Below are 26942 nucleotides of genomic sequence, written 5' to 3' on the forward strand. Positions count from 1 at the left end.
CCCCCCCGGCCCCCCCCCCCCCCCCTCTTCTGTAATAATAAAAATAAAATTTCCGCTGTTTATGCCCAGAGCAAAGCGGAGGGCAGCCTAAATAGTAAGTCAATCCATAAACTTTGCCTTCTGCAGAGCAATCAGAATCAGCGGGATGAGCACCAGCTGAGCCACGATGCCCGGCACAGCGGTGAGCAGCGCACCGGACAAAAACGCGCTGAATGGGAAGCTGGAACCGGTCAGGCCGGCCAGCACAAAGCGTACTGCACCCCAGACCAAACGGCCTGCCACCATGGCGGTGACAAGAGAAGCGTACATCATGGGCACGGTGTGCTTCACCTTGTGCCAGAGCACGCCGGACACAAGGCCGTAGGCGGCCAGCTCAAAGGCCATGGCAATGGCGATGGGGAACATCGGCGGCATGCCGAACAGCACCGACCGCACCAGCGGAGCAATGAAGCCCACGGCAAGGCCCCATGGGCCGCCCAGCACAAAGCCGCACAGCAGAATGGGAAAGTGCATCGGGCACAGCATGTTGCCCACCTGCGGCACATGGCCGGTGATCATGGGCAGCACAAAGGCCAGTGCAAGGAACAGTGCAGCCAGCACGAGGCTGCGGGTGGTGGAATGGGGGTTCGTTTTCATAAAAAGCTTCCTCCTTTGGCCAGACAAAAAAGGGGTCTGCCCGGCTTACAAGCCAACGGCAGACCCCTTCGTGGTGTCTATAGCAGCAAAAATAAGATGGCAGAACGCAAAGGCCCCCTGTGGGCTTTGCGCTGCACCGCTGCGTAAGCGCAGCGGTGGATAAAATGCTCCATCAGGATGGAGAACACGGGCTTCTGTCCGCACACCCGGCTTCGTGCCGGAATCTGTGAAAAATATAGCAGATGCCTCTGGCTTTGTCAAGATACGGCAAAAAGCCTGCAATTTAACCAAAAAGCGGCAAATTTCAATGAATATTTCCCCGCGTGTGTACATTTTGCATGAAGAAGCTTGACCTTTTTGCATAGAATAGCTAATATAAACTTGAAAAAGAGCGCGCTGCGGGCAGCAGGACTGCACCGGCGCTGACGAAAGGCTTTTTTGAACATGTGCAAATCTGAGGTTCATACGGGAGGACCATCATGACAAATGCAGAAAAACTTACTCTGGCCAAGCACGCCTGCCACATCCGCATGGGCGTGATCGAGGGCACGCACAGCGCAAAGTGCGGCCATCCGGGCGGCAGTCTGGATATCGCCGAGCTGCTGAGCTACCTCTATTTTGTGGAAATGAACATTGACCCGAAGGACCCCAAGAAGGCCGACCGCGACCGTCTGGTGCTGTCCAAGGGCCATGCTGCACCGGCACTGTATGCAGCGCTGGCAGAGCGCGGCTATTTCCCGGTGGAAGACCTTAAGACCCTGCGTAAGATCGGCAGCTATCTGCAGGGCCACCCCAACATGAACGAGACCCCGGGCGTGGATATGTCCACCGGCAGTCTGGGTCAGGGCGTGTCTGCCGCCTGCGGCATGGCACTGGGTGCCAAGCACGCCGGTAAGCCCATCAACGTCTACACCATCCTGGGCGACGGCGAGGTGGAAGAGGGCGAGTGCTGGGAAGCCTTCATGTTTGCCGCACACTACGGCCTTTCCAACCTGTGCGTTGTGCTGGACCGCAACCACCTGCAGATCGACGGCACCACCGAGACCGTGATGAACAGCGCCCCGCTGGAAGAGAAGATGAAGGCCTTCAACTTCAATGTCGTCACCATCGACGGCCACGACTACGACCAGATCGAAGCCGCCATGCAGGCATTCCATGCAGAGACTGCAAAGCCCACCTGCATCATCATGGACACCACAAAGGGCAAGGGCGTTTCCTATATGACCAACTCTGTGGACTGGCACGGCAAGGGCCCCAACGATGACGAGTACAAGATCGCAATTGAGGAACTGAACGCCGCATACGCCGCGCTGGAGCAGGAGGAAAACTAAGATGGCAGATGTGAAGAAGATTGCTACCCGTGAAAGCTACGGCAACACCCTGAAGGAGCTGGCCGCCGAAGGCCACGAGGATCTGGTGGTGCTGGACGCAGACCTTGCTGCTGCCACCAAGACCGGCATGTTCCGCAAGGCTTACCCGGACCGCCACTTTGACTGCGGCATTGCCGAGGGCAACATGATGGGCGTGGCTGCGGGCCTGTCCACCATGGGCTACGTGCCCTTTGTTTCCAGCTTTGCCATGTTCGCCGCCGGCCGTGCCTTTGAGCAGGTGCGCAACTCCATTGGCTATCCCCACCTGAACGTGAAGATCGGTGCCACCCACGGCGGCATCTCGGTGGGCGAGGACGGCGCTTCCCATCAGTGCTGCGAGGACTTTGCCCTCATGCGCAGCATTCCCGGCATGACCGTGATCTGCCCCGCCGACGATGTGGAGGCCCGCGCCGCTGTGCGTGCTGCCTACGCAATGGAAGGCCCCGTCTATCTGCGCTTTGGCCGTTTGGCTGTGCCTGTGTTCCACGATGCCGAGAACTATCACTTCGAGATCGGCAAGGGCGAGCAGATCACCGAGGGCAGCGACATTGCCATCATCGCCACCGGCCTGATGGTCAACGAAGCCCGCATGGCTGCGGAACAGCTGGCCGCTGAGGGCATCCACGCCCGGGTCATCAACATCCACACCATCAAGCCTCTGGATGAGGAGATCGTCCTCAAGGCTGCAAAGGAGTGCGGCAAGGTCATCACCGCCGAGGAGCACAATGTCATCGGCGGTCTGGGCGAGGCCGTCTGCGCCGTGCTGAGCGAGAAGCTGCCCACCCCTGTGCGCCGCGTAGGCGTGCAGGACGTGTTCGGCTGCTCCGGCCCGGCATGGGACCTGCTGAAGTTCTACGGTCTGGATGCTGCCACCATCTGCAAGACTGCCCACGAAATGCTGGGCAAATAAGCGCTTCTCCCACTGTATCTGCGCCGCCGCGTCATTTGCTGACGCGGCGGCGTTTTTGCATGCCGCAAATTTTTTTGCCAAATACTGCAGGATATGATATGCTTACAGAAAAAGCGGAAGGGAGAATCGCAATGCTGATCGTGGACAAACTTGCGTTTCAGGAAAAACTTTCGGAAGGGGAAAAAACGCTGGCCGCCTATATTTTGGCGCATGGGATGGAAATTGCCAAATATTCCACCCGCAGTCTGGCAGAAGTGACCTACACCTCTCCGCCGACCGTCCTGCGCCTTTGCAAAAAGCTGGGCTTTACCGGCTTTGATGACTTCAAGCAAAATTTTGTGCGTGAACTGGAATATCTCGACCAGCAACAGGGCAAGGTGGATTTCAATTTTCCCTTTGCTGAAAACGACAGCCCCATGCGGGTGGCGCAGAACATCGGCGAGCTGTACGAAGAAGCCGTCAAGGACACTATGCAGCTTCTCCGGTACGAAGACCTGCACAAAGCGGTGCTCCTGCTCAAATATCACGAGGAAATCCACATTTTTTCCGCCGGGACGGCCATCAATCAGGCCGAATCCTTCCGAGAAAAGATGCTCAAGATCGGCAAGCGGGTGGTCATTTTCAACAATCTGAACTACCAGCGGTATCAGGCCTGCTGTCTGTCCGAGAGGGACCTTGCCATGATCATTTCCTATTCCGGCGAAACGGCGCAGATGCTGGAGATTGCCCGGCAGTGCAAACGCTCCGGAACACCCATCCTTGCGCTGACCAGCTTTGGCGAAAACAGCCTGACCTGTTATGCGGATTGCAAGCTGACCCTTTCCACCAAAGAAAGCATCTATCAGAATCTTGGGGACTATGCTTCCCATCTGTCCATGACCCTTCTACTGGACATCTTGTATTCCGAGTACTTCCGGCAGAACTACCAGAAGAATTATACCTACAAGCTGGAACGCGCCCGAGAGCTGGAACAGCACCGCACCTCCACCAATCCTATTTTGTTGAATCTGCACAAAGAAAATGCGGAATGAAACACTGTTCCGTTTTTGATCGTGCAAAAAGAAACAGAAAAATTAACACTGTACCAATAAGTTTAAAAAATGTTGCACAAAAACCTCCCTGCAAGTATTCTATACCTGCAAGGAGGTTTTCAAGCTTATGGAGATGCCAAAAAAGTTCCTGTGGGGCGGTGCGACCGCCGCCAACCAGTACGAAGGTGCCTACCAGACGGATGGCAAGGGCCTGAGCATTGCCGACGTGGAAAAAGGTGCACGCCACGGCGTCCCGCGCGAGATTCATACACAGGTCATGGAGGGCAACTACTACCCTAGCCATGAAGCCGTGGATTTTTACCACCATTACAAAGAGGACATCGCGTTGTTTGCCGAGATGGGCTTCAAGTGCTTCCGAATGTCCATCAACTGGCCGCGCATCTTTCCGCAGGGCGATGAATTGCAGCCGAACGAGGCCGGGCTTGCTTTCTATGACCGTGTGTTCGACGAGCTGCACCGCTACGGGATCGAACCGGTGGTCACGCTTTCGCATTACGAAACGCCGCTGTATCTGGTGCAGCACTATGGTTCCTGGCGTAACCGAGCCCTGATCGATTTCTTTGCCCGGTACTGTGAAACGGTGTTCCGGCGTTACAAGGGAAAGGTCCGGTACTGGATGACCTTCAATGAAATCAACGAGACCATGAACCAGAGCGAGCCATACCATCAGGCAGGCGTGCTCTTTGCCGAAGGCGAGGAGCACAACGCTGTCAAAGCGCTGGTCAGCCACAACATGTTCCTTGCCAGTGCAAAGGCCGTGCAGATCGGGCATGCGGTCGACCCGGAAAATAAAATCGGCTGCATGATCCAGTATCCCACCACCTACCCGCGCACCTGCGCACCCAAGGATGTGCTGGCACAGAGATTCCAGATGATGCCGAACTATTATTACACCGATGTGATGTGCCGCGGACACTACACCAGCCTGTGCACGGCACAGCTGCGGCGCATGGGCACTTCGGTAGAGATGCAGCCGGGCGATGCCGAGCTGCTGGCCGCAGGAACTGTGGATTACATCGCATTCAGCTATTATTTTTCTTCAGTTGCCCGTGCAACGGAAGATACGGATTGCTGTGTAGAACGCAGCAATCCGTATCTCCAGCGTACCGACTGGGATTGGCCCATCGATCCGGACGGCCTGCGCATCGCACTGAATGAGCTGTATGACCGGTATGAACTGCCGCTGTTCGTTGTGGAAAATGGTCTGGGTGCCATCGACACCGTAGAGCCGGATGGCAGCATTCAGGACGATTACCGCATCCGTTTTCTGGGCAGTCACATTGATGCGCTGCGGCAGGCCATTGAGCTGGATGACGTTCCGGTGATCGGCTACACCTGCTGGGGTCCCATCGACATTATTTCGGTGGGCACCGGCGAGATGCGCAAACGGTACGGCTTCATTTACGTAGACAAGAAGGATGACGGCAGCGGCACGTTGGCCCGCAAAAAGAAAAAGTCGTTTGCATGGTACAAAAAAGTCATTGCAAGCAACGGCGCAGACACCGCCCTGTAAGCAATGCATTTTTTAGGATATTGAAGGAGGCAAAACAAATGGATGCAAAGAAAACTGCCCAGCAGGTGCTGGAACAGGTCGGCGGCGCAGAAAATGTTACATTTCTGACCCACTGTGTCACCCGCCTGCGGTTCAACCTCAAGTCAATGGACGGCGTGGACGAGGCCAAGGTCAAAGCCGTACCCGGCGTGGTGGGTGTCGTGAACAAAGGCGGCCAGTATCAGGTCATCATCGGCAACGAAGTAGCTGCCGTGTACGATGAACTGATGAAACTGGGCGACTTCGGCGGTAAGAAAGTCAAACAGCCTGCCGCCCCGGCCGAGGAAAAGAAGAGCAGGGTCAGCATCATTCTGGACACGCTGGCCGGTGTGTTCACCCCGCTGATGCCGTTGATCGCCGGTGCCGGTATGATCAAGGCTCTGCTGTCTGTGCTGACCCTCTTCGGCTGGATCGACAAGAGCGGAAATCTGTACTATTTCCTCAACTTCATCGCAGACTCTTCCTATTACTTCCTGCCGATCTTCCTGGCCAACTCCGCGGCCAAAAAGTTCGGCTGCAACCCGCAGATGGCCATGCTGCTGGGGGCCATCCTGCTGCACCCGAACTTCATTGCCCTGAAAGCCGATGCCGATGTGGTCCATGTGCTGGGTCTGCCGGTGAAGATGGTAACCTATTCTTCCTCAGTCATCCCCATCTTCCTTATCACGCTGGTACTGCCATACGTGGAACGATTTGTCAATAAGGTCGTGCCCTCTGTGGTCAAGTTCATCCTGCGGCCGGTGCTCACCATCCTCATCATGGCTCCCATCTCCCTGTGCGTGCTTGGCCCTCTGGGCAGCATCATCGGCGATGGTCTGGTCAACGTCCTGCTGGCCATTGAAAAGGTCTGCCCCTGGGCACTGCCCACCGTCATCGGTGCCTTTATGCCGTTCCTGGTCATGACCGGTATGCACTACAGCCTGCTGCCCGCTTATGTCAACTCTCTGTCTATGCTGGGCTATGAGACGGTCATCGGCCCCGGTAATCTGCCTTCCAACATTGCACAGGGTGCCGCAGCCCTCTGCGTTGCCATCAAGACCAAAAACAAGAACTTCCGTCAGCTGGCCGTTTCCGGCGGTGTGACCGCTCTGCTGGGCGTGACGGAGCCTGCTCTGTTCGGCGTCAACGTCCGTCTGCGTAAGCCTCTCATCGCCACCACCATCGGCGGTGGTCTGGGCGGCCTGTATGCCGGTTTGACCGGTGTGCGCCGTTTTGGCGGCGGTGGTGCCGGTCTGGCAGCCATCGGCCTGTATGTCGGTGAAAATCCCATGAACGTGATCAACGCACTGATCTCTGCCGCGATCGCCTTTGTGGCCACCTTTGCGATCCTCTGGTTCATCGGTTTTGATGATGTGCCGGAAGAAGCCTGATCTCTTCTGAAACAAGCAGCGCCGGAACGATTTTGCCGTTCCGGCGCTGCTTTTTACGCCTCTCCCAGCAGCTTTGCGCGGCTGGCGTATACAGCGGTAAATACCTCCCGCAGCCGTTGGATCTCGGGACGCGGGTCGTCCCGCAGGGTCAGCAGACAGGTGTCCGGCAACGGCAGCTGCAGCGGCAGGTACCATGCCGCCGGAAAGGCCGGGTATTTCATCGGGCACAAAAACATGCCGCGCCCGGCAAGCAGATCGTTGTAAACACACTCGTAGTTTTCCACCATGTGCCAGCTTGGTGCGGAAAACGGCAGGCCGGGCTGAACAACGGCAAGATCCACCATTTCCTGATACAGCGGCTCATAAAACAGCTGCTGCCCGGCAAGATCGGCCAGCGCCAGAGTGCTGCGCCCTGTGAGCGGGTGCTCCGGCGATACGATCAGGTAAAAGGTGTTGTGCAGGATGGGGGTGCGCTCGATCTCCGGCTGCAACGGCCCAAAGGGCAGATAGAGGGCTGCGTCTGCCTCGCTGCAGAGCATTTCGTGGGGGTTGCGTGACACGGGCCGAGTGTCCACCGCAAACTCATATCCCGGCAGTGCGGCGTGCAGCCGTGCCATCAGGATGGGATAAATGGGGTCACGCTGCAGCAGCACCGGCGGCAGGCGCAGGGTCAGCGTGCGCCGCCGGGCAAAGCCCTTCAGCGCGGTGCGGGCGTTCAGGATGCTGCGATAGATCCCCTCCGCCTGCGGCACAAAGGCCCGGCCTGCTTCGGTCAGCGCCACGCGGGTGGTGCTGCGCTCAAACAGGGCCAGATCCAGCTCCTTTTCCAGACTGCGGATCTGGTAGCTGAGGGCGGGCTGGGTGCAGTACAGCTCCCGGGCGGCTGTGGTAAAATTCAGGGTCCGGCTCACGGTGAGAAAACACAGCAGCTGGTGGTCGTTCATCCGAAAAAAGCTCCTTTCTGTGCAGGGGAAGATCCGTCTGCTCTCAGTATAGCATGGTGGGAGACAGTTATAAACACTTTTTATTAGGACGACAAAATTTTTTTGTTTCCCTTTTACTTCGTTATATTTTATACTAAGTGCGGCGCGGGAAAAACTCCCGCAGAGACGAAGAGAAATTGATGAGAAGAAAGAGGAAATCCAAATGGAAAAGATCTCCCGCAAAGGCTTTTTGAAGGTCGCCGCCGCTGCCGCCATGAGCGGTGTTACCGCCGGTGCACTGGCTGCCTGCAACTCCGCAGCTTCTTCCAGCACCGCCGCTTCCGGCGATGCCATCTACACCGCCGGTACCTACACCGGCACGGCCACCGGCATCGGTGAGGTGAAGGTGACCATGACCTTCAGCGAGACCGCCATCACCGAGGTGGTCATCGATGCTTCCAACGAGACCGAGAGCATCGGCGGCGTGGCCGCACCCACCCTGCAGGAGGCCATCATGGCCGCACAGGGTACCGAGATCGATAACATCTCCGGCGCCACCGTCACCACCAACGCGGTCAAGAAGGCTGCCGCCAGCTGCATCGAGCAGGCTATGGGCGTTGCTTCCGAAGAGCCTGCTGCAGATACCGCCGGGGATACCGGCGATGACTGGCTGGGCGAAGAGCCGGACGTGCAGGCCAGTGAGACCCAGGACTTTGATGTGGTCATCATCGGCGCCGGTCTGTCCGGCGTCTGCGCTGCCCGTGCGGCTGCCGAGGAGGGCGCAAAAGTTGCCATCGTGGAAAAGAGCTCTTCCTTCAACTGCCGCAGCGGCGAGTATGCCCTGCTGAACGGCAGCCTGAACAAGCGCTGGGGCCGTGAGAACATCGTGGACGAGGATGTTGTGGTCGACCGCCTGATGCGCGAGTGCACCTACCGCAACAAGCGCTCCATCCTGAAAAAGTGGGCTTCCCATGCACACGAGGTCATGGACTGGTTCATCGAGGCTTACCCCGAGCTGACCATCTGCGACTCCACCCGTGAGGCCGTGACCCAGGAGCAGTTCGACAAGGGTATTCTGGTGCCGCTGGCATGGCCTCAGCCCGAGCACTACGATTACCGCAACGAAGAGTTCCCCACCTTCCCTTCCAGCATGGAGTTCCGCTCTTCCCGCAAGGATCAGCAGGGCTTTATAGTGGAAGCCAACCTGAACAAGGCCGTTGAGAACGGTGCACAGACCTTCTTCGGCTGCTTCGGCACCAAGCTGCTGAAGGACAGCGACGGCCGCGTGACCGGCGTGATCATCCGCGACGCACAGAATGACAACAAGTACATCCAGCTCAACGCTTCCAAGGGCGTGATCCTGGCTACCGGCGACAACTCCGGCGACGAGAAGATCATGAAGCATTTTGCTCCCGAGATCGTGGAGAAGAAGATCGCCAACATGGGTGCCATGGGTATGCTGGGCGTTGACGTGGAGGGCAAGACCGTGGAGACCGGCGACGGCCTGCGCATGGGCGCATGGATCGGCGCAAAGGTGCAGGATTTCCACGCACCGATGACCCACCACATGGGCAGCGGCATGGGCGTGACCCCCTTCCTGCAGATCAACAAGCGCGGCGACCGTTTCATGAACGAGTGCATCCCCGGCCAGCAGCTGGAAAACCAGATCGAGCTGCAGCCCGAGTGCACCTCCTTCCAGCTGTACGACTCCAAGTGGGGCGAAGAGGTGCCCTACATGCCCGCAAACCACGGCGGCCTGTGCTACATCATCCCCGAGGATGAGGATGAGTCCAACCCCAACTACACCGACCGTCAGTACACCAAGATCAGCGCAAAGGCCGAGGCTTACCAGTTCAAGGCCGATACACTGGAAGACCTGCTGACCCAGTGCGGCTTTGAGGGCGATGCACTGGATAATGCACTGGCTTCCGTCGAGCGCTACAACGAGCTGGCCAAGGCCGGTTCCGACGATGACTTCGGCAAGCCCGCAAGCCGGATGTTCGCGCTGGAGAATCCCCCGTACTATGCATGCCAGTGGGGCACCACTTCCATGCTGGTGTGCGTGGGCGGCCTGGAGAGCGACGAGAACTGCCACACCTTCACCGAGGAGGACCCCGCCAGCCCCAAGCGCGACATCATCAAGGGCCTGTATGTCTGCGGCAATGTGCAGGGCAGCCGCTACGCAGTGGAATACCCCATCTGCATGCGCGGCATCAGCCACAGCCTGTGCGTCTACTACGGCTACATCGCCGGCAAGAACTGCGTGGCCGGTGTCTGATACCCTGCTGACAGAACACTGAAATAAGCGTTTCTCTGCCCGGAGCAGTATTCTTTCTTCCTGCTCCGGGCTTTTTTGCGCCCCAATGTGACCCGGTTACGGAAAAGCCCCGGCGTTTTGGGTATACTGATGCCATAAGAACAACCACGAACGAACCCTTTCAGGAGGTAGAAATATGGCAGTTGTTACGATCACGAAGGAAAATTTTGAGCAGGAGGTACTGCAGAGCGCAAAGCCTGTCCTGCTGGACTTCTGGGCCAGCTGGTGCGGCCCCTGCCGGATGCTCAGTCCCGTTGTGGACGAGGTGGCCGAGGAGCGCACCGACGTGAAGGTGGGCAAGGTGAACGTGGACGAGCAGCCGGAGCTGGCCGGCCAGTTCGGCGTGATGAGCATCCCCACCCTGCTGGTGTTTGAGCAGGGCAAGCTGGTGCGTCAGGCCGTGGGTGCCCGCCCGAAAGCCAGTGTGCTGGACCTGCTTGGGTAAATATGCGTGCTGAAAAGGAGCTGTTGCGCCATGCAACGGCTCCTTTTCTTCTTTTCCCTGTACAAACGCACAGAAAAATCGTATCATTGAGTTGAAAACACCGTCACTTTCCTACTTTACAACTTTACCTAGATAAAGTAAAATAAACTCAAGTAAGAAATGGGGGAACCGACAATGGAATTCAGCATTGCAAACCTGCAGCCCAAGGAGCGCGCCTCCTTTGCGCTGCGCGCCTTGTACGAAGCGGCGGGCTGCCGCAAGTATCATATGGGCCGGTTTGAGGAGTACGGCCTGTATCAGGAGAACCGCAGCTTTTTGTCGTCCGAGCAGGTCATCACCTTTACCGATCTGGATGGCCGTCTGCTGGCCCTCAAGCCGGACGTGACCCTCTCCATTGCCAAGACGGCGCAGCCCGCCCCCGGCGAGACCCTGTGCTACTACTATCACGAGAACGTCTACCGCCCTTCCGCCGAGAGCCACACCTTTAAAGAAATCAGCCAGATGGGCCTTGAGATGCTGGGTGCGGTGGGCGAAGCACAGGTGCAGCAGGCGGTGTGTCTGGCGGCGCGGTCGCTGGATGCACTGGGGGCCGAGTGGGTGCTGGAAGTGAGCCACATGGGCTACCTGTTCGGCCTGTTCGACGCGCTGGGCGTGCCGGATGCCGCCCGCGCAAAGCTGCTGGAAAAGCTGCGGGAGAAAAACGCCCACGAGCTGCGGGCTGCAGCCGGAGCAGCCGGTCTTGCCGATGCCGCCGATACCCTGTGCAGCGTGCTGAACCTCTGCGGCAGCTATGCCGATACCCTTGCAAAGGCTGCTGCCCTGTGCCGCAACGACGCCATGCGCGCGGCGGTGGCCGAGCTGGAAGCGCTGGCTGTGCCGCTGGAAAAGGCGGGCGGCGTGATCCGGCTGGACATGACGCTGGCCGGTGAGATGGAATACTACAACGGCCTTGTGTTTCAGGGCTACCTGAAAGCCCTGCCCCGTCCCCTGCTCAAGGGCGGCCGCTACGACCTGTTGATGCAGAAGTTCACCCCCGGTGCCGGTGCCATCGGCTTTGCGGTCTATCTGGACGAGCTGGACCGCCTGAGCGCCCCGCTGCCGCCGGTGCAGAAGAACAGCACCGACAGGGTGATGCTGAACGTGGCTCTGCCCAAGGGCCGTCTGGGCGATAAGGTGTATAACCTGCTGGCGGGCATCGGCTACGGCTGCCCGGAGGACTACAACACCACCCGCAAGCTGGTGGTGGAAAACCCGGAGGCCGGCATCCGCTACTTCCTCGTCAAACCCAGCGATGTTGCCATCTATGTGGAGCACGGTGCCGCCGATGTGGGCATCGTGGGAAAGGACATCCTCACAGAGGCTTCTGCCGATGTGTACGAGCTGCTGGACACCGGCCTTGGCAAATGCCGCATGTGCGTTGCAGCCTCGGCCGATTACAAGGACGACCCCAGCCGCCCGGTGCGGGTGGCCACCAAATTCGTCAACATTGCAAAGAGCTACTACGCATCCATGGGGCGGGACATCGATATCATCAAGCTGAACGGCTCCATTGAGCTGGCCCCCATTCTGGGCCTTTCGGACGTCATCGTGGATATCGTGGAGACCGGCACCACCCTGCGGGAGAACGGCCTGAAGGTGGTCACCGAGTTCATGCCCATCTCGGCCCGGTTCATTGCCAACAAGGCCAGCTACCAGTTCAAGCACGCCGAAATGGACACCATGCTGGAAAAGCTGCGGGCGGAACTGCAGAACAAGGAGGAAGCAAAATGATCAAGCTGTATAACTTTGACGAGCTGAAGCCCGAAGAGATCCTGAACCGCGACATCCGCGCGGAAAAGAACGTAGAGGATGTGGTGGACGGCATCATTGCCGATGTGCGCGCCCGGGGCGACGATGCCCTGAAGGATTATGCGCTGAAATTTGACGGCGCGAAGATCGATGCCCTGCAGGTGACGCAGGAGGAGATCGACGAAGCCTTTGCGGGCATGGACCCCTACTTCCTCGAAACGCTGCGCGAAGCCGCCGCCAACATCGAGAGCTTCCACCGCCAGCAGGTGCACAAGAATTTTGTGGTGAACGACAAGCCCGGCATCGTGCTGGGCCAGAAATATACCCCCATTGAAAAGGCCGGTGTCTATGTGCCCGGCGGCACGGCGGCCTATCCCTCCACCGTGCTCATGGACGTGATCCCGGCAAAGGTGGCAGGCGTGTCCGAAATCGTCATGACCACCCCCGCCGGAAAGGACGGCAGGGTGAACCCGGTCATCCTTGCCGCCGCTGCCACCGCAGGCGTGACCAAGATCTTCAAGACCGGCGGCGCACAGGCTGTGGCGGCTCTCGCCTACGGCACCCAGAGCATCCCTGCGGTGGATAAGATCGTTGGCCCCGGCAACATCTACGTTGCCACCGCCAAGCGCAAGGTGTTCGGCAAGGTGGGCATCGATATGATCGCCGGCCCCAGCGAAATTCTGGTGCTGGCCGACGGCGGCTGCAACCCTGCATGGGTGGCGGCGGACCTGCTGAGTCAGGCCGAGCACGACAAACTGGCAAGCCCGGTCCTCGTCACCGACAGCCCGGAGCTGGCCAAGGCCGTGCAGGCGGAGCTGGAGGTGCAGATCCCGCAGCTGCCCCGTGCCGCCATCGCCCGCGCCAGCGTGGACGACAACGGCAAGATCATCCTCTGCACCGACCTGCACAAGGCCATTGAAGCCTGCAACATCATTGCACCGGAACATCTGGAAGTGTGCGTGGAGGACCCCTTCGGCGTGCTGAACGAGATCAAAAACGCAGGCAGCATCTTCCTTGGCCGCAACGTGCCGGAAGCGCTGGGCGATTACTTTGCAGGCCCCAACCACACCCTGCCCACCAGCGGCACCGCCCGCTTCTCAAGCCCCTTGGGCGTAGACGACTTTGTAAAGAAGTCCAGCTTCCTCTACTACACCCGGGAAGCGCTGGGCGAAGTAGCCCCCCGCATCGCCGATTTTGCCGAGCGCGAGGGCCTGCACGCCCACGCCCGCAGCGTGACCATCCGGTATGAAAAGTGAGGATTTGAACCATGAGTAAATTCCTTTCTCCCACGCTGGCCGCTGTCACTCCCTACACCCCGGGTGAGCAGCCGCAGGATCAGCAGTACATCAAACTGAACACCAACGAAAGCCCCTATCTGCCCTCCCCGGCGGTGATCGCTGCCGTGAGCGAGCACGAGGTGGAAAAGCTGCGCCTTTACTCCGACCCCGCCTGTGCCGACCTGCTCAAGGCGGCCGCAGCCCACTTCGGTTTGCAGCCGGAGCAGATCATGCCCGGCAATGGCAGCGACGAGAACCTCTTCTTTGCGCTGCGTGCCTTCTGCGACGCAGACCACCCGCTGGCCTATGCCGACATCACCTACGGCTGCTACGGCGTGTGGTGCGGGCTGATGCACATTCCCAGCCGCATCATCCCGCTGAAAGAGGATTTCACCCTTGACCCGAAGGACTACTACGGCCTGAACCAGACCATCGTCCTTGCAAACCCCAACGCCCCCACCGGCATTGCACTGCCCCGGGCGGAAATTGAGGGCATCTTAAAGGCAAACCCGAACAATGTGGTCATTGTGGACGAGGCCTATGTGGACTTTGGCGGCGAGAGCTGCGTGCCCCTCATCGACCAGTACGAGAACCTGCTGGTGGTGCAGACCTTTTCCAAGTCCCGGCAGCTGGCCGGTGCGCGTCTGGGTCTTGCCATGGGCAATGCAAAGCTCATTGCCGACCTGAACCGGGTCAAGTTCAGCCTGAACCCCTACAACATCAACCGCCTGACCCTGAAGGCCGGGCAGGCCGCGCTGGAAGATACCGCTTATTTTGACAGGACCCGCGCCGCCATCGTGGACACCCGCGCATGGACAAAACAACAGCTGGAACAGCGCGGATTTGCCGTGCTGGACAGCCGTTCCAACTTCCTGTTTGCAAGTACCAACAGGAAAGACGGCAAGACACTCTACAAAGAGTTGAAGAAAAACGGCATTCTGGTGCGCCATTTCGACGCGCCCCGCATCCAGAACTGGCTGCGCATCACCATTGGCACGCCGGAACAGATGCAGACGTTTATGGAAACGCTGGATAAGATCATGGAGGAATGAACCATGCCGAACCGAATGATCTCGCTGGAACGCAACACCAATGAGACCCAGATCGACCTTACCCTTGATCTGGACGGCACCGGCCGCTACGAGGTAGACACCGGGTGCGGCTTTCTGAACCACATGCTGGAGTTGTTCGCCCGCCATGGCCGTTTTGACTTAGTGCTCACCTGCCACGGCGATGTGCAGGTGGACTACCACCACACCACCGAGGATGTGGGCATTGCACTGGGTCAGGCCTTTGCACGGGCACTGGGCGATATGCGCGGCATCCAGCGCTACGGCAGCTTTTATCTGCCCATGGATGAAGCGCTGATCCTGTGCGCCGTCGATCTTTCGGGCCGCTGCACCCTGAACTGGGATGTCCGTTGCAGCACCGAAAAGGTGGGCGATTTTGACGTGGAGTGCGCCAAGGAATTCTGGCTGGGCTTTGCCCGCAGCGTGCCCGCCACGATCCACTTTGTACAATTTGCGGGAGAAAATACCCACCACATCCTCGAGGCCTGCTTCAAGGGCGCAGGCCATGCACTGGGCGCGGCCGTGAAGATCGACGAAGCCCACAAGGACGAAATTCCTTCCACGAAAGGACTGCTGGTATGATCGCAATTATCGATTATGGCGTGGGCAACCTGTTCAGCCTGAAGTCCAGCCTGAAGCAGCTGGGACTGGAAGCCGTTGTGACTGCGGATGCGGACACCATCCGCAAAGCCGACCGGCTGATCCTGCCGGGCGTGGGCGCTTTTGCCGATGCCATGGCCAAGCTGGAGGCGACGGGCCTTGTACCGGTCATGAAAGAAGAAGCCGAAAGGAAGCCGCTGCTGGGCATCTGCCTTGGTATGCAGCTGCTGTTTGAAAAGAGCTACGAGTACGGTGAGCACGAAGGCCTCGGCTTTGTGAAGGGCGAGGTCTGCCCGCTGGAGCCCGACCTTGCGGACAAGAGCCTGAAGGTGCCGCAGATCGGCTGGAACGCCTTGCACATTGTAAAGGACGACCCGCTGTTCAAGTACATCCGTGAGGGAGAATACGTCTATTACGTCCACAGCTACTACGGCAAGAACTGTACGGAGAGTACACTGGCTGTGAGCGACTATTCCATTCCTGTCACCGGCGCGGTGCGGGCGGGCAGGGTGTACGGCACCCAGTTCCACCCGGAAAAGAGCGGGGATACCGGACTACGAATTTTGAAGGCGTTTGCGGAGCTATAACCCTCTCAGTCAACGCCTGCGGCGTTGCCAGCTCCCCCGAAGGGGGAGCTTCTAAAGAGTGAACCGTAAAATGTAAAAAGCTCTCCCTTCGGGAGAGCTGGCGAGCGAATGCGAGCCTGAGAGGGTTCGTTTCTGAAGGAGATTCAAATGCAATTATTTCCAGCCATTGACCTGCGGGGCGGCAAGGTGGTGCGCCTGACGCAGGGCGACTACAGCCGCATGACCGTCTACGGCGAGGATCCCTGTGCACAGGCGCGGGAGTTCCTTGCAGCGGGGGCCAAAAATCTGCACGTCGTCGATCTGGACGGCGCAAAGGACGGCACCCTTTCAAACTACGATACCATTGCCGCGCTGGCAAAACAGGGCGGCTTATACATTGAGGTGGGCGGCGGCATCCGCACCGAGGAACGCATTGAAACATACCTCTCCCTCGGCGTGGGCCGCTGCATCCTTGGCAGCGTGGCGGTGACGGATTTTGCCTTTACCGCCCGGATGCTGAAAAAATACGGCGATAAAATTGCCGTGGGCGTGGACGCAAAGGACGGCTATGTGGCCATCCATGGCTGGAAGGAAGTGAGCGCCGAGCCGGGCGTGGACTTCTGCAAGCGGCTGGCAGATGCCGGATGCACCGCCATCATCTACACGGACATTGCCTGCGACGGTGCCATGAGGGGCACGAACCTCGGCCTGTACCGCACGCTTGCCAAAGAGGTGCCCGGCGTGGCCTTTACGGCCAGCGGCGGCATCTCGTCCGAAGCAGAGCTTCTGAAACTGAAAAAAATGGGCACTGCCGCTGCCATTTTGGGCAAGAGCCTGTACACCGGCGCACTGGACCTTGTGCGCTGCGTGCAGCTGATGCAGGAGTGAACGGAGGGGAAACGACATGATCACCAAACGCATTATTCCCTGCCTTGATGTGCGCAATGGCCGCGTGGTCAAGGGCACGAACTTTGAAGGCATCCGGGACGTGGCCGACCCGGTGGAAATGGCCCGCATGTACAACGCTGCCGGTGCAGATGAACTTGTGTTCTACGATATCACCGCCAGCTTCGAGGGCCGGGCGCTGTTCACGGATATCCTGACCCGCGTCGCCAGCGAAATTTTTATCCCGCTCACGGTGGGCGGCGGCATCAATACGCTGGAAGACTTCGACCGGGTGCTCAAGTGCGGTGCGGACAAGGTCAGCGTCAACTCGGGCGCACTGAAGGACCCCGGCCTTATCCCGGCGGCGGCACAGCGCTACGGCAACCAGTGCGTGGTGCTCTCTGCCGATGTGAAGCGGGTGGACGGCCAGTTCCGGGTGTTCGCCAAGGGCGGGCGCGAGGACACCGGCCGGGATGCACTGGACTGGATCAGCTGGTGCGTGGACCACGGCGCAGGCGAGATCTGCCTGAACAGCATCGATACCGACGGCGTGCGCAGCGGCTTCGACCTTGAGATGCTGGATGCAGTTGCGGCGCGGGTGAACGTGCCCATCATTGCCAGCGGCGGCGCAGGCAAAAAGGAAGACTTTCTGGAGCTGTTCCACCACAAGGGCATCGACGCAGGCCTTGCGGCGGGCATCTTCCACCAGAAGCTGCTGACCATCCGCGACCTGAAAGAATACCTCAACGCAAACGGCGTGGAGATGCGGCTGTAACGCCGGGGTATTTCTCCCCGGCGCGGGGAGAAGCCGTAACGCGAAACTGGATTTCCGCAAAAACAACCCGCAAACTCTTGCGTTTGCGCACCGAATACGCTAAACTAGTAATATCCCCATCCGGGGAGGGAGAACCGTTATGAATCTGAAATTTGATGAAAAGGGCCTGATCCCTGCCATCGTGCAGGACCACTACACCAAAGAGGTGCTCACCCTCGCGTACATGAACGCCGAGACGCTGGCGCTCACCATCGCCGAGGGCCGCACTGTGTTCTGGAGCCGCAGCCGTCAGGAGATCTGGCGTAAGGGCGAGACCAGCGGCAACGTGCAGCGGGTGGTGTCCATCACCGCCGACTGCGACGCCGATGCTCTGGTGGTGGAAGTGGTCAAATCCGGCCCCGCCTGCCACACCGGCGCCGAGAGCTGCTTCTTCAACGAAGTATACGTCTCGCCGGAGCTGAAGCAGTTCAGCTGGCAGGGCCTGTACCAGCTCATCAAGGGCCGCAAGGATAGCCCCAAGGAGGGCAGCTACACCACCTACCTGTTCGAGAAGGGCAAGGAGAAGATCCTGAAAAAGGTGGGCGAAGAGTGCACCGAGGTCATCATTGCGGGCGAAAAAGAGGATAAGGAAGAGACCGTTTACGAGATCAGCGATCTTGCCTACCATGTTCTGGTGCTGATGGTCAGCGCCGGCATCACGGTGGAGGATGTGACCCGTGAACTGGAAAAACGTCACGTCATTGACCACAAGGTCAAACAGGAAAGGATGCAGTGAATTATCTATGGCAGATTATAAGAAGTCCAGTGTCCATTGCCACTCCACCATGTGCGATGGCAAAAATACCTTGCAGGATATGGCAAGTGCTGCGTGTGCGCAGGGCTTGACCACGCTGGGCTTCACCGGCCATAGCTACACCCAGCGCGACCGCGAATACTGCATGAGCCCCAGCCGCACCGCCCAGTACAAGGCCACCATCGCCAAGCTCAAGACCGAGTACAAGGGCAAGGTGGATATCCTGTGCGGCATCGAGTGGGACATCCTCAGCGAGGATAAGCGCACCGGCTACGATTACTGGATCGGCAGCGCACACCACCTGTACGGCAAGAACACCGGCAAGTATTACGAGATCGATTTCCGCCCGCAGGACCTGTGGGACTGCATCAACGATGATTTTGACGCAGATCCCCTTGCCGCTGTGGAAGCCTACTTTGCCGAGGTGGAAAAGGTGGCCGCCCTCAAGCCGGATATTCTGGCCCACATCGACCTGATCAAGAAGCTGAATGCCAACGGCGAGTTCTTCGACGAAGAATCGCCCCGCTACAAGGCCGCTGCCCTCAAGGCCCTGCAGGCCGCAAAGGCAAACGATTGCTTGCTGGAAGTGAACACCGGCGGCGTGTACCGCGGCTACCGCAAGGACTTCTACCCCGGCCCGTGGCTGCTGGGCGAGTGGCAGAAGATGGGCGGCAAGGTCATCATTACCTCTGATTCTCATGATATCAACAGCCTGACCTACGGCTTTGACGAAGCTGCCGCCGCCATCAAGGCTGCAGGCTTTACCAGCGTGCAGGTGCTTACCGGCAACGGCTTCGAGACGCAGGAGCTGTAAAAAATTGGAGATAACCCTCTCCGTCAATGCTTCGCATTGCCACCTCCCCCGAAAGGGGGAGGTTTTGCTGTTTCTTTTACGCAGCATAAAAGCTCCCCCCTTCGGGGGAGCTGGCGAGCGTCAGCGAGACTGAGAGGGTTGTTTTGCGGTAAAAATAGAACTTTGGAGGAACCCTATGACCCACGCGCAGCCCCAAAAGAAAAGCTTCTTCAACATGAACGTAGACCTGATGCACGGGCCTATTTTAAAAAGCCTGCTGCTGTTCATGCTGCCCATTCTGGTTTCCAACCTGTTCCAGCAGCTCTACAACACGGTGGATACCATGATCGTGGGCAATGTGCTGGGCGATACAGCCCTTGCTGCCATTGGCTCCTGCGGCTCGATCTACGAGCTTTTAGTCGGCTTTGGCATCGGTATCGGCAATGGCCTTGCCATCGTTGCAGCGCGCTCCTACGGCGCGCAGGACGAAGACCTGCTCAAGCGCACGGTGGTGGGGTCGGTCGTCATTGGCCTGATCGCGTCGCTGGTCATTACAACGGCAGGCTTTTTCGGTCTGCGTGCCCTGCTGCAGCTGCTGGATACCCCGGCAGAAATTCTGGAAGATGCCTACAGCTACATCATCGTGATCGACCTTGGCGTTGTGGTCATGTTTATGTATAACCTGTGCGCAGGCCTGCTGCGCGCCATTGGCAACAGCGTAATGCCGCTGGTGTTCCTGCTCATCAGCTCGGTGCTGAACGTGGGGCTGGACCTGTGGTTCATTGCCGGGGTTGGCATGGGCGTGCGGGGCGCAGCGGTGGCAACGGTCATTGCACAGGGCATCTCGGTGGTGCTGTGCGTTCTGTACGTGCTGGCAAGGGTGCGCATCCTCATCCCGGAGAAAAAGCATTTCGCCGTGGGCAGTCATCTCTACTGGGAGCTGTTCAGCCAGAGCATCTCCATGGGCCTGATGAGCAGCATCGTGTCTGCGGGTTCGGTGGTGCTGCAGTACGGCATCAACGGGCTTGGCACCCTGACCATTGCGGGGCACACCGCTGCCCGCAAGCTGTTTGCCTTTACGGATATGCCGCTCATCTCCATGGCGAACGCTGGTTCCACCTTCGTTTCCCAGAACCGCGGCGCAAACCAGCCCGACCGTGTGCGCAGGGGAATGCGGCAGATGTATCTGTACTCGGTGGTGGTGATGGTCGCCGCCGTGGTGCTGATGAGCTTTGGTGCTCAGTGGATGGTGCAGCTGATCTCCGGCTCTTCGGAACCCATTGTGCTGGAAAACGGTGCGCGGTACCTGCTGTGGAACGCACCGTTCTATGCGGTGCTGGGCGTGCTGCTGTGCACCCGCTACGCGCTGCAGAGCCTTGGCCAGAAGGTGCTGCCGCTGTTCTCCAGCGTGATCGAGCTGGTGGGCAAGGTGATCTTTGTGCTGGTGTTCATCCCGAAATTCCAGTACAATGCGGTCATCCTGTGCGAGCCCATCATCTGGTGCTTCATGACGGCATATCTGGTGGCGGTGTACCTGCACGAGCCCTTTGTGTTCCCGAAAAAATAACCCTCTCAGTTATCGCTGTGCGATGCCAGCTCTCCCGAAAGGGAGAGCTTTTTGCATTTTACGGGAAGCACAAAGAAAGCTCCCCCTTTTGGGGGAGCTGGATGCGAACAAAGTGAGCAGACTGAAAGGGGTTACAGCGCCGAATAGCCAAAGCTGTTCACCAGCGCATCGATGTGCTGGCCGGCCTTGCACAGGGGGCAGTCGCGGCTGTCAAAGCTGGCGTAGTCCGGCAGGCTGGCGGGGTCAAAGATGGAGGTGACTTCATAGCCCATGCACTCATGGGTGGTGGCAAAAATAGCGGAAAGGCCTGCCACGGTGCCGCCGTAGTAGTTCACGGCCTCCACAGCGGCCTGCACGGTGTAACCGGTGGTGATGGAAGCGGACAGAATGAGCACATGCTTGCCCTTGACCATGGGGGCCAGATTGTCGCGCAGGATGATCTGGCTGCCGGTGGTGTACTCCGGGGTGATTACATAAATGGTCTGGTGGGCGTTCATGTTGGCAAAGCCGTCCTTGGTCAGCTCGTTGGCAAGGCAGGTGCCGATCACCTGCGTGCCGTCCAGACAGAGCACGGTGTCCACAATGGTGCTGTGCTGGTAAGCGGCCACCAGCTCCTTTGCCACGGCCTTGGCCTCGGAAAGGCGGGACTTCTGGGTGGTGACATCGATGTAATAGTTGATATGGCTGTGGCTGGTAGCAAAGTGGCCCTTTGCTACGCGCAGGAACAGATTGCTTTTTTTGGTGGGAAGCTTTACCATATTGATCATCGAAACAACACTCCTTTTCAGGTTTTCCGGGTTGCCCCTCAAATGCAAAAAGCACCGCATCGCTGCGATGCTCCTGCACATTTTTATAACCCTATTGTACCGGAAAAGAAACCTGTGCACAAGGCATAAATCCACTAAAAAACTTTGTGCATTTTACATGATATCGCCCAAAACTTGGATACAAATGGCCCGCATACGCAAAAAGACCTGCACCACAGGGTGCGGGCCTTTAATGCAAAAGTAAAATCAGTCCACAATCGTAACCTTGATGGCATCGGTGATGTCCCAAGTGGCATAGATATCACTGTAGGAATCAGTGATGCTACCGTTTGCGTACATCTTCGGAATGTACAGCACCTGAACCTTGGATGCGCTGGTAAGGTTCTCAATCCCGGAAACCTTCAGCGTAGGAGTCACAGTAGTCTTCGCATCGACACTGGCGTTGGAACCACCTACCAAATCAATCGTGACACCGGAGACACCCTGATAATAAGTATGCAGCTTATTGTCAGCATCGGTAACATTTACCTGGAAATGCTGCTGGTTGACCTGCAGGCTCACCTTGGTATAGATCTCAAACTCGCAAGTGAGCGTAGTACGATTATAGGTGGCGCTCTTCAGCGTGGCTTCACAGATGCCGTCGCCCGGCTTCAGGGTGTCACCGGTCTTGCCGACAGGACGGTTCGGGTTGGAGCAGCCGGTCAGCATGCCGGAACCTGCAATGGCAACAGCGGTAAGAGCGGTATATTTCATAAAGTCACGGCGGGAGAATGTATAGGACATGTTCGTTCCTCCTTTAAAAAGCAGATCAGTACGGCCTTGCGGCATTACCTATAAGATAGGCGAAACCGGGCCGGATGTCAATGCCTTTTGGCAAAATAAAATGATGAAATTTTGAGCTGTGACGTTGTTTTGCGACGAAATTTCGTCCTGTGCGGGCCGCGTATCAGGCGCGGGTCACGTCTGCAGCGGTCATGACGAAGGTCATGGTCTTATCCGCTGCAAAGGTGGGCATGTAAGTAACGCTCAGCTGCTGCCAGCCCTTGGGGACCATCAGCATCAGCTGCAGATAGCCGGTACCCTGCGGGGGCAGATTGGTGGAATCCGAGAAGGTCTGAGAGTTGGAGTTGTACAGCGAGATGTTGGCACCGCACTCCACGCTCTGGCCGTCGCAGGAAGCAGAGAAATCGGTAGAAGCTGCTGCCAGTGCGTGGAAGTTTGCATCCACGTTCTCCTGCGGGGGCACGGGATAAGCAGCATTGATCTCGGCCAGATTCTGTGCGCCGATGTTGAAGGTCTGGTTCTTGGTGCGATTGACCACGGTGACCAGAACAGCAATGTATTCGTAACCGGCCTGTGCAGGTGCGGTATCAATGTTGAACAGGCTGGTCAGCTGAACGCCAAGGCCGTTCCAGTTGCTGACCTTATCACCGACCTTGACATCCACGATGGTGGCGCTGCCATTCTGCTGGCAGCCGCCCAGCAGGCTTGCTGCGCCCAGAGCAGCAACGGATGCGCCAGTGCACTTGAGGAAGGTACGGCGGGAAATGGAGTTGGACATAAAATAAATCCTCCTTTTGATAGGAAAAACCGTATTCCAGAATGTTCTATTCTGTTTATACCCTTTCTGCCCGAAAGATGCAAGGGTTTGGGGGCTGAATTTACAGCTTTTTCACAGGAATATCACCCTTCGTGGGTAAGGCCCTTCACATGTGTTTCGCTGGTTTTGACCAGATTTAACAGGCTGGGCGTATAAAGCGGGAACTCGCGGGTCAGGCTTTCTGTGGTCATGGTCAGGCAGGCCGGGTCCTTTACGCCCTCGCCGCCGTTCACATCCTGTCCGTCCAGCAGGGCTTCCACGTTGGCTTCGGACATGCGCATCACGGCATCGGAGCAGCCGCGCCAGCGGATGGGATCGATGCTGAACATACTGGCGGCGTTGTGCGGCTCGGCCGAGTACAGCAGGCGGAACATTTTGGCTACGGCCATCATCAGGTAGGCGCTCACCTCGGTGGTAAGGGCCTTGCTGTGGCACTGGCCGATCTTGGCGTACAGCACGTTCAGGCCGTTGGAGATCAGCTTTTTGTTCATGGTGGGCAGCACGCTGCCGTGGTAGATGTTGTCCTTCATCTTGTCCGGGTTCGGAAGGTCTTCTGCCGAGAGCATCATGCCGTTGCGCTCTGCACTGCGGCCCAGAAGATAATCGCAGGAAACATTATAATAGTCTGCCACGCGCACCACAAAGTCCAGGCCGCATTCGCGGATGCCTTTTTCGTAGTGGGACAGCAGCGCCTGCGAGACGCCAAGATCCTCGGCGGCCTGCTTCTGGGTGATGCCGCGTTCCTTGCGCAGCAGCTTGATGATACGGTTGAATTCCATGATTTTTGGCTCCTCAAAGTTCGATATAGGGGGACATCCTTGTTTTTGGTTTACAGCAGGTTGATTATACACAACGGAAAACCTTTTGTAAAGCAAGAAAAGTGACGATATTTTTCGTTGATTTTCGTCATTTTTGTCAAAAGACTTGCTCTGGACACCATATCTATGCTAAACTATAGGTATTAACGCATACATTTTGTGGCGTGCGCGGGGCCGTAGCTGCCGCCAAAGAGCAAAAAATCTGGCAGACGACACGTTTTTCTGCCAGATTTTTTCTCCGCAGCGGGTTTTGCCGCCCATTCCCGTGCCGCCGCACAGCGATAAAGAGAGGCACTATCCATGAAAACGTTCAAGCTTCATCTCATCCGCCACGGCATGACTGCAGGCAACCTGCAGGGCCTGTACATCGGCAGCGGCACCGACATCCCTCTGTGCGACGAGGGCCGCGCGCAGCTCAATGAGCTGAAAGAGCGGTTCGAGTATCCGCAGGTGGATACCGTGTTCTCCTCCCCGCTGCTGCGCGCGGTGGAAACAGCCAACATCCTGTTCCCGGATGCAAAGCACACCTTTACCGTGCACGACCTGCGGGAGGCCGGCTTTGGCAAGTTTGAGAACAAGCCGGTCAAGGAGCTGGTGCACGACGAGGACTTTAAAAAGTGGATCACCCCCGGCTCCGGCTATGTGCCCGAAGGCGCAGAGCCTACCGACCAGTTCCACGCCCGCTGCGCCGAAAGCCTGATGAAGCTGTTTGAGTATATGATCCGCATGGATGTGACCGAAGCAGCCTGTGTGACCCATGGCGGCGTGATCATGAGCATGCTCAGCCAGCGCGCGGTGCCCACCCGCCGCCCGGAGCAGTGGATGGCAGACCCCGGCTGCGGCTACACCGTGCAGACCGATGTGCAGCTGTGGATGCGGGACCGTCTGGTGGAAGCCATCGACATCGTGCCCTTTGGCTATGCCGATACCCTGCGCGGTCAGGCTGAGACCGAGGAGAACGAAGCCTTTGAATAAGGATTCGGTTACAGTTTCGGCCCATCCCTTGACAGAAGCGGCGCAATCCTTTATTGTATAAGGGAACGATTATTTTAGGAGGAAGTTCCATGTCCCAGTCCATTTCCCGCCGGTCATTCCTGAAATGTGCCGGCTCCGGTGCGGTCAGCCTTGCGGCAGCGCTGCTCACCGGCGTACCTGCAGCGGCACAGCAGCCGCATCTTGCAGGCGAACCTGCCCTGCTGGACGGCAAAGCTGCCGTGGAGCTGCTGGGCTATGCCCCTGCGCAGGAAATGGGCAATGTGCTGGTGTACCTCTCGGTGGAGAACCTCTCCGCATCCACCCTGCCGGTGGGCGCAAGCTATCTGCAGAGCCGTGAGGTGTGCACGCTTGGCGACCTGTACAGTATGGGCACCGGCGTTACCGCTGTGTGCGATGGCAAGCCGGTGCGCTGCGGCAGCTTTGCTGCGCCGCTCTACGGCGAGAACGCGGCGGATGCTTCGGTGTTCACCCTGAACCTGACGGCAGGCCGCGGCGCGCTGCTGCACTGCTTCTGCGCAGTGCCGGACAACTGGCAGACGCTGGAGCTGACCTATCACCCGGATTTCGCGGCGGGCCGCAGCGTGACCTTTACGGTCAACCGCAGCACTGACCACGCCGTGCTGGGCGTGGTGCCCACCTCTCCTGCCGAGGTCGGCAGCGTGGTGGATCTGTAACTCCTTCAGTCTCGCATACGCTCGACAGCTCCCTCGGAGAGGGAGCCTCTGGCGAAAGGAAAACTTGGCCGTATTGCCAAAGCCTCCCTCCATGAGAAAGACTTCCCCCGGCCGGGACAGATTCTCCCCGCGCCGGGGAGAAATGTCACCGCAGGTGACAAAGAGAGGAGCAGATGTCACGCAAGTGACAAAAAGGGGAACAGTGGCATCGCGTCAGCGATGACGGAAGGAGTTCCTGAACGGAATAAAAGACCATCTGAGATGCAGTTAAAAATGCCTCAGATGGTCTTTTTTTGTTTTGTCAATTCAGCACATTCTGCCCGGCGGAATCCAATACCGTCAGCTCCTGCCCGGTCACGCTGGAGACCAGCGCAATGTAGCTGCGTCCGGTGCGGATGGTCAGCGGCCTGCCGTCGGCATCGTAAAAGGCAAAGGTGGAGCCTGTGCCCTGCGTCCATGTGATGTGCCACAGCTGGCTGCCGTTCAGCCAGACACCGCCGCCAAGGGACAGGTCGTAGTCCAGCGTGGTGCCGTCGTCCCGCAGGCTGGAAGCGGAGTAAAGGACCAGCAAATTGTCGAATTGCGCCTGCGCGCCGGTGTTGGCATCCAGCTGGGCGGTGCCGTCGGCACGGAGCATCCCGTAGGTGCCGCTGGCCGCATCGTAGGCAAAGCCGGTGGTGCTTTGGGGCGCAAAGTTGATCTGCACCTGTTCGGCATCCCGGGAACCGGGCTCCGGCAGGCGGGGCTCTTTGGCCTGCGGCAGCAGGGCGGGCAGAGCGGAAATGGCAGAACTGTCCTCGGCAGTGCTGGCCGAGGAGGAAGCGCTGCTGCCGTGGTCGCCCAATGCGCCGGAAAGGTTCAGGCTGCCCAGCACGGAAGCGACCTCCCCGCCGCTGGTATGCCACAGCGGCGCGCCGCTCCAGACATCATCGCAGGAAAAGGCGTTGCGGCCCACTTCCAGCGCGTCCACGGCCCGCAGGTTATAATAATCCAGATAGTTGCGGGCAAACTGCCCTGCACCCCGCTGGATGGGCAGTACTTCCTGCCCGCTGAGCAGCCGCCAGTAAAGATCCTGCCCCAGGGTCACTGGACCGACGGTTGGCATGGCCGATACCGAAGGATAAGCCAAGCACAGGCTGGTGGGCTGGCCGCTCTCGGTCAGGGCTTCCAGCACCACCGATGCGCTGCCAATGCCCCACTGTGTGGTGCTGGAAGCGGCGTTGTCGATCACAACGGCGGCGGTGCGTTCGCCGGGATACTGCAGCTCCTGCCCGGTCAGCGGGTCGGTGGGCGCTGCACTGTCCGGGGCAGTGGGGCCGGACAGTGCACACCCGCACAGCAGGGCTGTGCACAGCACCGCCGTGCCAAGGGCCAGATTCCAGATGCGTTTCATGCGGT

27 protein-coding genes are annotated in these 26942 nt (G+C 58.5%); 19 read left to right on the plus strand and 8 right to left on the minus strand.

Annotated elements, in window-relative coordinates:
* Positions 1-99: 99 nt before the first annotated feature.
* A complete protein-coding gene (locus WMO17_RS05385; RefSeq protein WP_154255740.1) occupies positions 100-636 on the minus strand; it encodes an ECF transporter S component in 537 nt (178 codons plus the stop codon).
* 45 nt (positions 637-681) lie between these two features.
* Positions 682-1101 carry a hypothetical protein gene (locus tag WMO17_RS05390; RefSeq protein WP_145945761.1) on the minus strand — a complete coding sequence of 140 codons (420 nt, stop codon included), beginning with the start codon at positions 1099-1101 and terminating at the stop codon, positions 682-684.
* 14 nt (positions 1102-1115) lie between these two features.
* Between WMO17_RS05390 and WMO17_RS05395 the strand changes: the two genes are divergently transcribed.
* The 5 genes from WMO17_RS05395 (at position 1116) to WMO17_RS05415 (ending at position 6890) form a co-directional block, all read left to right on the plus strand.
* The gene (locus tag WMO17_RS05395) at positions 1116-1967 is read left to right on the plus strand and encodes a transketolase (RefSeq protein WP_349137608.1); all 852 of its coding nucleotides are present in this window, start codon (positions 1116-1118) and stop codon (positions 1965-1967) included.
* A 1-nt stretch (position 1968) separates the two neighbouring features.
* Complete coding sequence (locus WMO17_RS05400) at positions 1969-2916, plus strand: transketolase family protein (protein WP_005943680.1); 948 nt, start codon at positions 1969-1971, stop codon at positions 2914-2916.
* A 131-nt stretch (positions 2917-3047) separates the two neighbouring features.
* Positions 3048-3947: a MurR/RpiR family transcriptional regulator gene (locus tag WMO17_RS05405; RefSeq protein ID WP_044953908.1), complete on the plus strand. Its 900-nt coding sequence runs from the start codon at positions 3048-3050 to the stop codon at positions 3945-3947.
* A gap of 127 nt (positions 3948-4074) precedes the next feature.
* Entirely contained in the window at positions 4075-5481 is a 1407-nt protein-coding gene (locus WMO17_RS05410; RefSeq protein WP_005943672.1) for a 6-phospho-beta-glucosidase, read from the plus strand.
* A gap of 38 nt (positions 5482-5519) precedes the next feature.
* Positions 5520-6890, plus strand: a complete 1371-nt coding sequence (locus WMO17_RS05415) for a PTS transporter subunit EIIC (protein ID WP_349137609.1) — start codon at positions 5520-5522, stop codon at positions 6888-6890.
* Positions 6891-6943: 53 nt separating this feature from the next.
* Here the strand turns inward: WMO17_RS05415 and WMO17_RS05420 are convergent, their stop codons facing one another.
* Positions 6944-7834, minus strand: a complete 891-nt coding sequence (locus tag WMO17_RS05420) for a LysR family transcriptional regulator (RefSeq protein WP_347070431.1) — start codon at positions 7832-7834, stop codon at positions 6944-6946.
* 202 nt (positions 7835-8036) lie between these two features.
* Here WMO17_RS05420 and WMO17_RS05425 point away from each other — a divergent pair, with 202 nt between their 5' ends.
* From WMO17_RS05425 to WMO17_RS05480, 12 genes are all read left to right on the plus strand, one after another.
* Complete coding sequence (locus tag WMO17_RS05425) at positions 8037-10091, plus strand: FAD-dependent oxidoreductase (RefSeq protein WP_338427739.1); 2055 nt, start codon at positions 8037-8039, stop codon at positions 10089-10091.
* A 175-nt stretch (positions 10092-10266) separates the two neighbouring features.
* Complete coding sequence (gene trxA, locus WMO17_RS05430) at positions 10267-10575, plus strand: thioredoxin (protein ID WP_005943661.1); 309 nt, start codon at positions 10267-10269, stop codon at positions 10573-10575.
* Positions 10576-10749: 174 nt separating this feature from the next.
* Complete coding sequence (hisG, locus tag WMO17_RS05435) at positions 10750-12345, plus strand: ATP phosphoribosyltransferase (protein WP_349137610.1); 1596 nt, start codon at positions 10750-10752, stop codon at positions 12343-12345.
* Positions 12342-13619: a histidinol dehydrogenase gene (gene hisD, locus WMO17_RS05440; RefSeq protein ID WP_097774578.1), complete on the plus strand. Its 1278-nt coding sequence runs from the start codon at positions 12342-12344 to the stop codon at positions 13617-13619. Before hisG ends, hisD begins: the two co-directional genes overlap by 4 nt.
* Positions 13620-13630: 11 nt before the next feature.
* On the plus strand, positions 13631-14692 hold the full coding sequence (gene hisC, locus WMO17_RS05445; protein WP_349137611.1) for a histidinol-phosphate transaminase: 1062 nt from the start codon (positions 13631-13633) through the stop codon (positions 14690-14692).
* Positions 14693-14695: 3 nt separating this feature from the next.
* Positions 14696-15292: an imidazoleglycerol-phosphate dehydratase HisB gene (gene hisB, locus WMO17_RS05450; RefSeq protein WP_097774580.1), complete on the plus strand. Its 597-nt coding sequence runs from the start codon at positions 14696-14698 to the stop codon at positions 15290-15292.
* Positions 15289-15897, plus strand: coding sequence for an imidazole glycerol phosphate synthase subunit HisH (hisH, locus tag WMO17_RS05455; RefSeq protein ID WP_005943646.1), 609 nt, complete (start codon positions 15289-15291; stop codon positions 15895-15897). Before hisB ends, hisH begins: the two co-directional genes overlap by 4 nt.
* Before the next feature lie 147 nt (positions 15898-16044).
* Positions 16045-16764: a 1-(5-phosphoribosyl)-5-[(5-phosphoribosylamino)methylideneamino]imidazole-4-carboxamide isomerase gene (hisA, locus tag WMO17_RS05460; RefSeq protein WP_005943644.1), complete on the plus strand. Its 720-nt coding sequence runs from the start codon at positions 16045-16047 to the stop codon at positions 16762-16764.
* A 16-nt stretch (positions 16765-16780) separates the two neighbouring features.
* A complete protein-coding gene (hisF, locus tag WMO17_RS05465) occupies positions 16781-17536 on the plus strand; it encodes an imidazole glycerol phosphate synthase subunit HisF (RefSeq protein WP_154260055.1) in 756 nt (251 codons plus the stop codon).
* Between the two features lie 139 nt (positions 17537-17675).
* Positions 17676-18311, plus strand: coding sequence for a bifunctional phosphoribosyl-AMP cyclohydrolase/phosphoribosyl-ATP diphosphatase HisIE (gene hisIE / locus WMO17_RS05470; RefSeq protein WP_005943640.1), 636 nt, complete (start codon positions 17676-17678; stop codon positions 18309-18311).
* Positions 18312-18318: 7 nt separating this feature from the next.
* Positions 18319-19143, plus strand: coding sequence for a histidinol-phosphatase HisJ family protein (locus tag WMO17_RS05475; protein WP_349137612.1), 825 nt, complete (start codon positions 18319-18321; stop codon positions 19141-19143).
* A gap of 175 nt (positions 19144-19318) precedes the next feature.
* Positions 19319-20689 carry an MATE family efflux transporter gene (locus WMO17_RS05480; RefSeq protein ID WP_349137613.1) on the plus strand — a complete coding sequence of 457 codons (1371 nt, stop codon included), beginning with the start codon at positions 19319-19321 and terminating at the stop codon, positions 20687-20689.
* A 131-nt stretch (positions 20690-20820) separates the two neighbouring features.
* On the opposite strand, the gene WMO17_RS05485 is transcribed toward WMO17_RS05480, so the two are convergent.
* From WMO17_RS05485 to WMO17_RS05500, 4 genes are all read right to left on the minus strand, one after another.
* Positions 20821-21456, minus strand: a complete 636-nt coding sequence (locus WMO17_RS05485) for a phosphoribosyltransferase (RefSeq protein ID WP_044953901.1) — start codon at positions 21454-21456, stop codon at positions 20821-20823.
* A gap of 246 nt (positions 21457-21702) precedes the next feature.
* Complete coding sequence (locus WMO17_RS05490; RefSeq protein ID WP_180806687.1) at positions 21703-22239, minus strand: twin-arginine translocation signal domain-containing protein; 537 nt, start codon at positions 22237-22239, stop codon at positions 21703-21705.
* A gap of 163 nt (positions 22240-22402) precedes the next feature.
* Complete coding sequence (locus WMO17_RS05495) at positions 22403-23017, minus strand: twin-arginine translocation signal domain-containing protein (RefSeq protein ID WP_005943633.1); 615 nt, start codon at positions 23015-23017, stop codon at positions 22403-22405.
* A 122-nt stretch (positions 23018-23139) separates the two neighbouring features.
* Positions 23140-23835, minus strand: coding sequence for a helix-turn-helix domain-containing protein (locus WMO17_RS05500; protein WP_005943631.1), 696 nt, complete (start codon positions 23833-23835; stop codon positions 23140-23142).
* 339 nt (positions 23836-24174) lie between these two features.
* Here WMO17_RS05500 and WMO17_RS05505 point away from each other — a divergent pair, with 339 nt between their 5' ends.
* Both WMO17_RS05505 and WMO17_RS05510 read left to right on the plus strand, forming a co-directional pair.
* A complete protein-coding gene (locus WMO17_RS05505) occupies positions 24175-24849 on the plus strand; it encodes a histidine phosphatase family protein (protein WP_005943629.1) in 675 nt (224 codons plus the stop codon).
* Positions 24850-24938: 89 nt separating this feature from the next.
* On the plus strand, positions 24939-25544 hold the full coding sequence (locus tag WMO17_RS05510) for a Tat pathway signal sequence (RefSeq protein WP_349137614.1): 606 nt from the start codon (positions 24939-24941) through the stop codon (positions 25542-25544).
* A gap of 301 nt (positions 25545-25845) precedes the next feature.
* Here WMO17_RS05510 and WMO17_RS05515 read toward each other — a convergent pair whose 3' ends face one another.
* Positions 25846-26937, minus strand: coding sequence for a DUF3048 domain-containing protein (locus WMO17_RS05515; RefSeq protein WP_207698783.1), 1092 nt, complete (start codon positions 26935-26937; stop codon positions 25846-25848).
* Between the last annotated feature and the right edge of the window lie 5 nt (positions 26938-26942).

Origin of the sequence: Faecalibacterium faecis (genome assembly GCF_040096475.1) — a bacterium.
Lineage (GTDB): Bacteria > Bacillota > Clostridia > Oscillospirales > Ruminococcaceae > Faecalibacterium > Faecalibacterium taiwanense.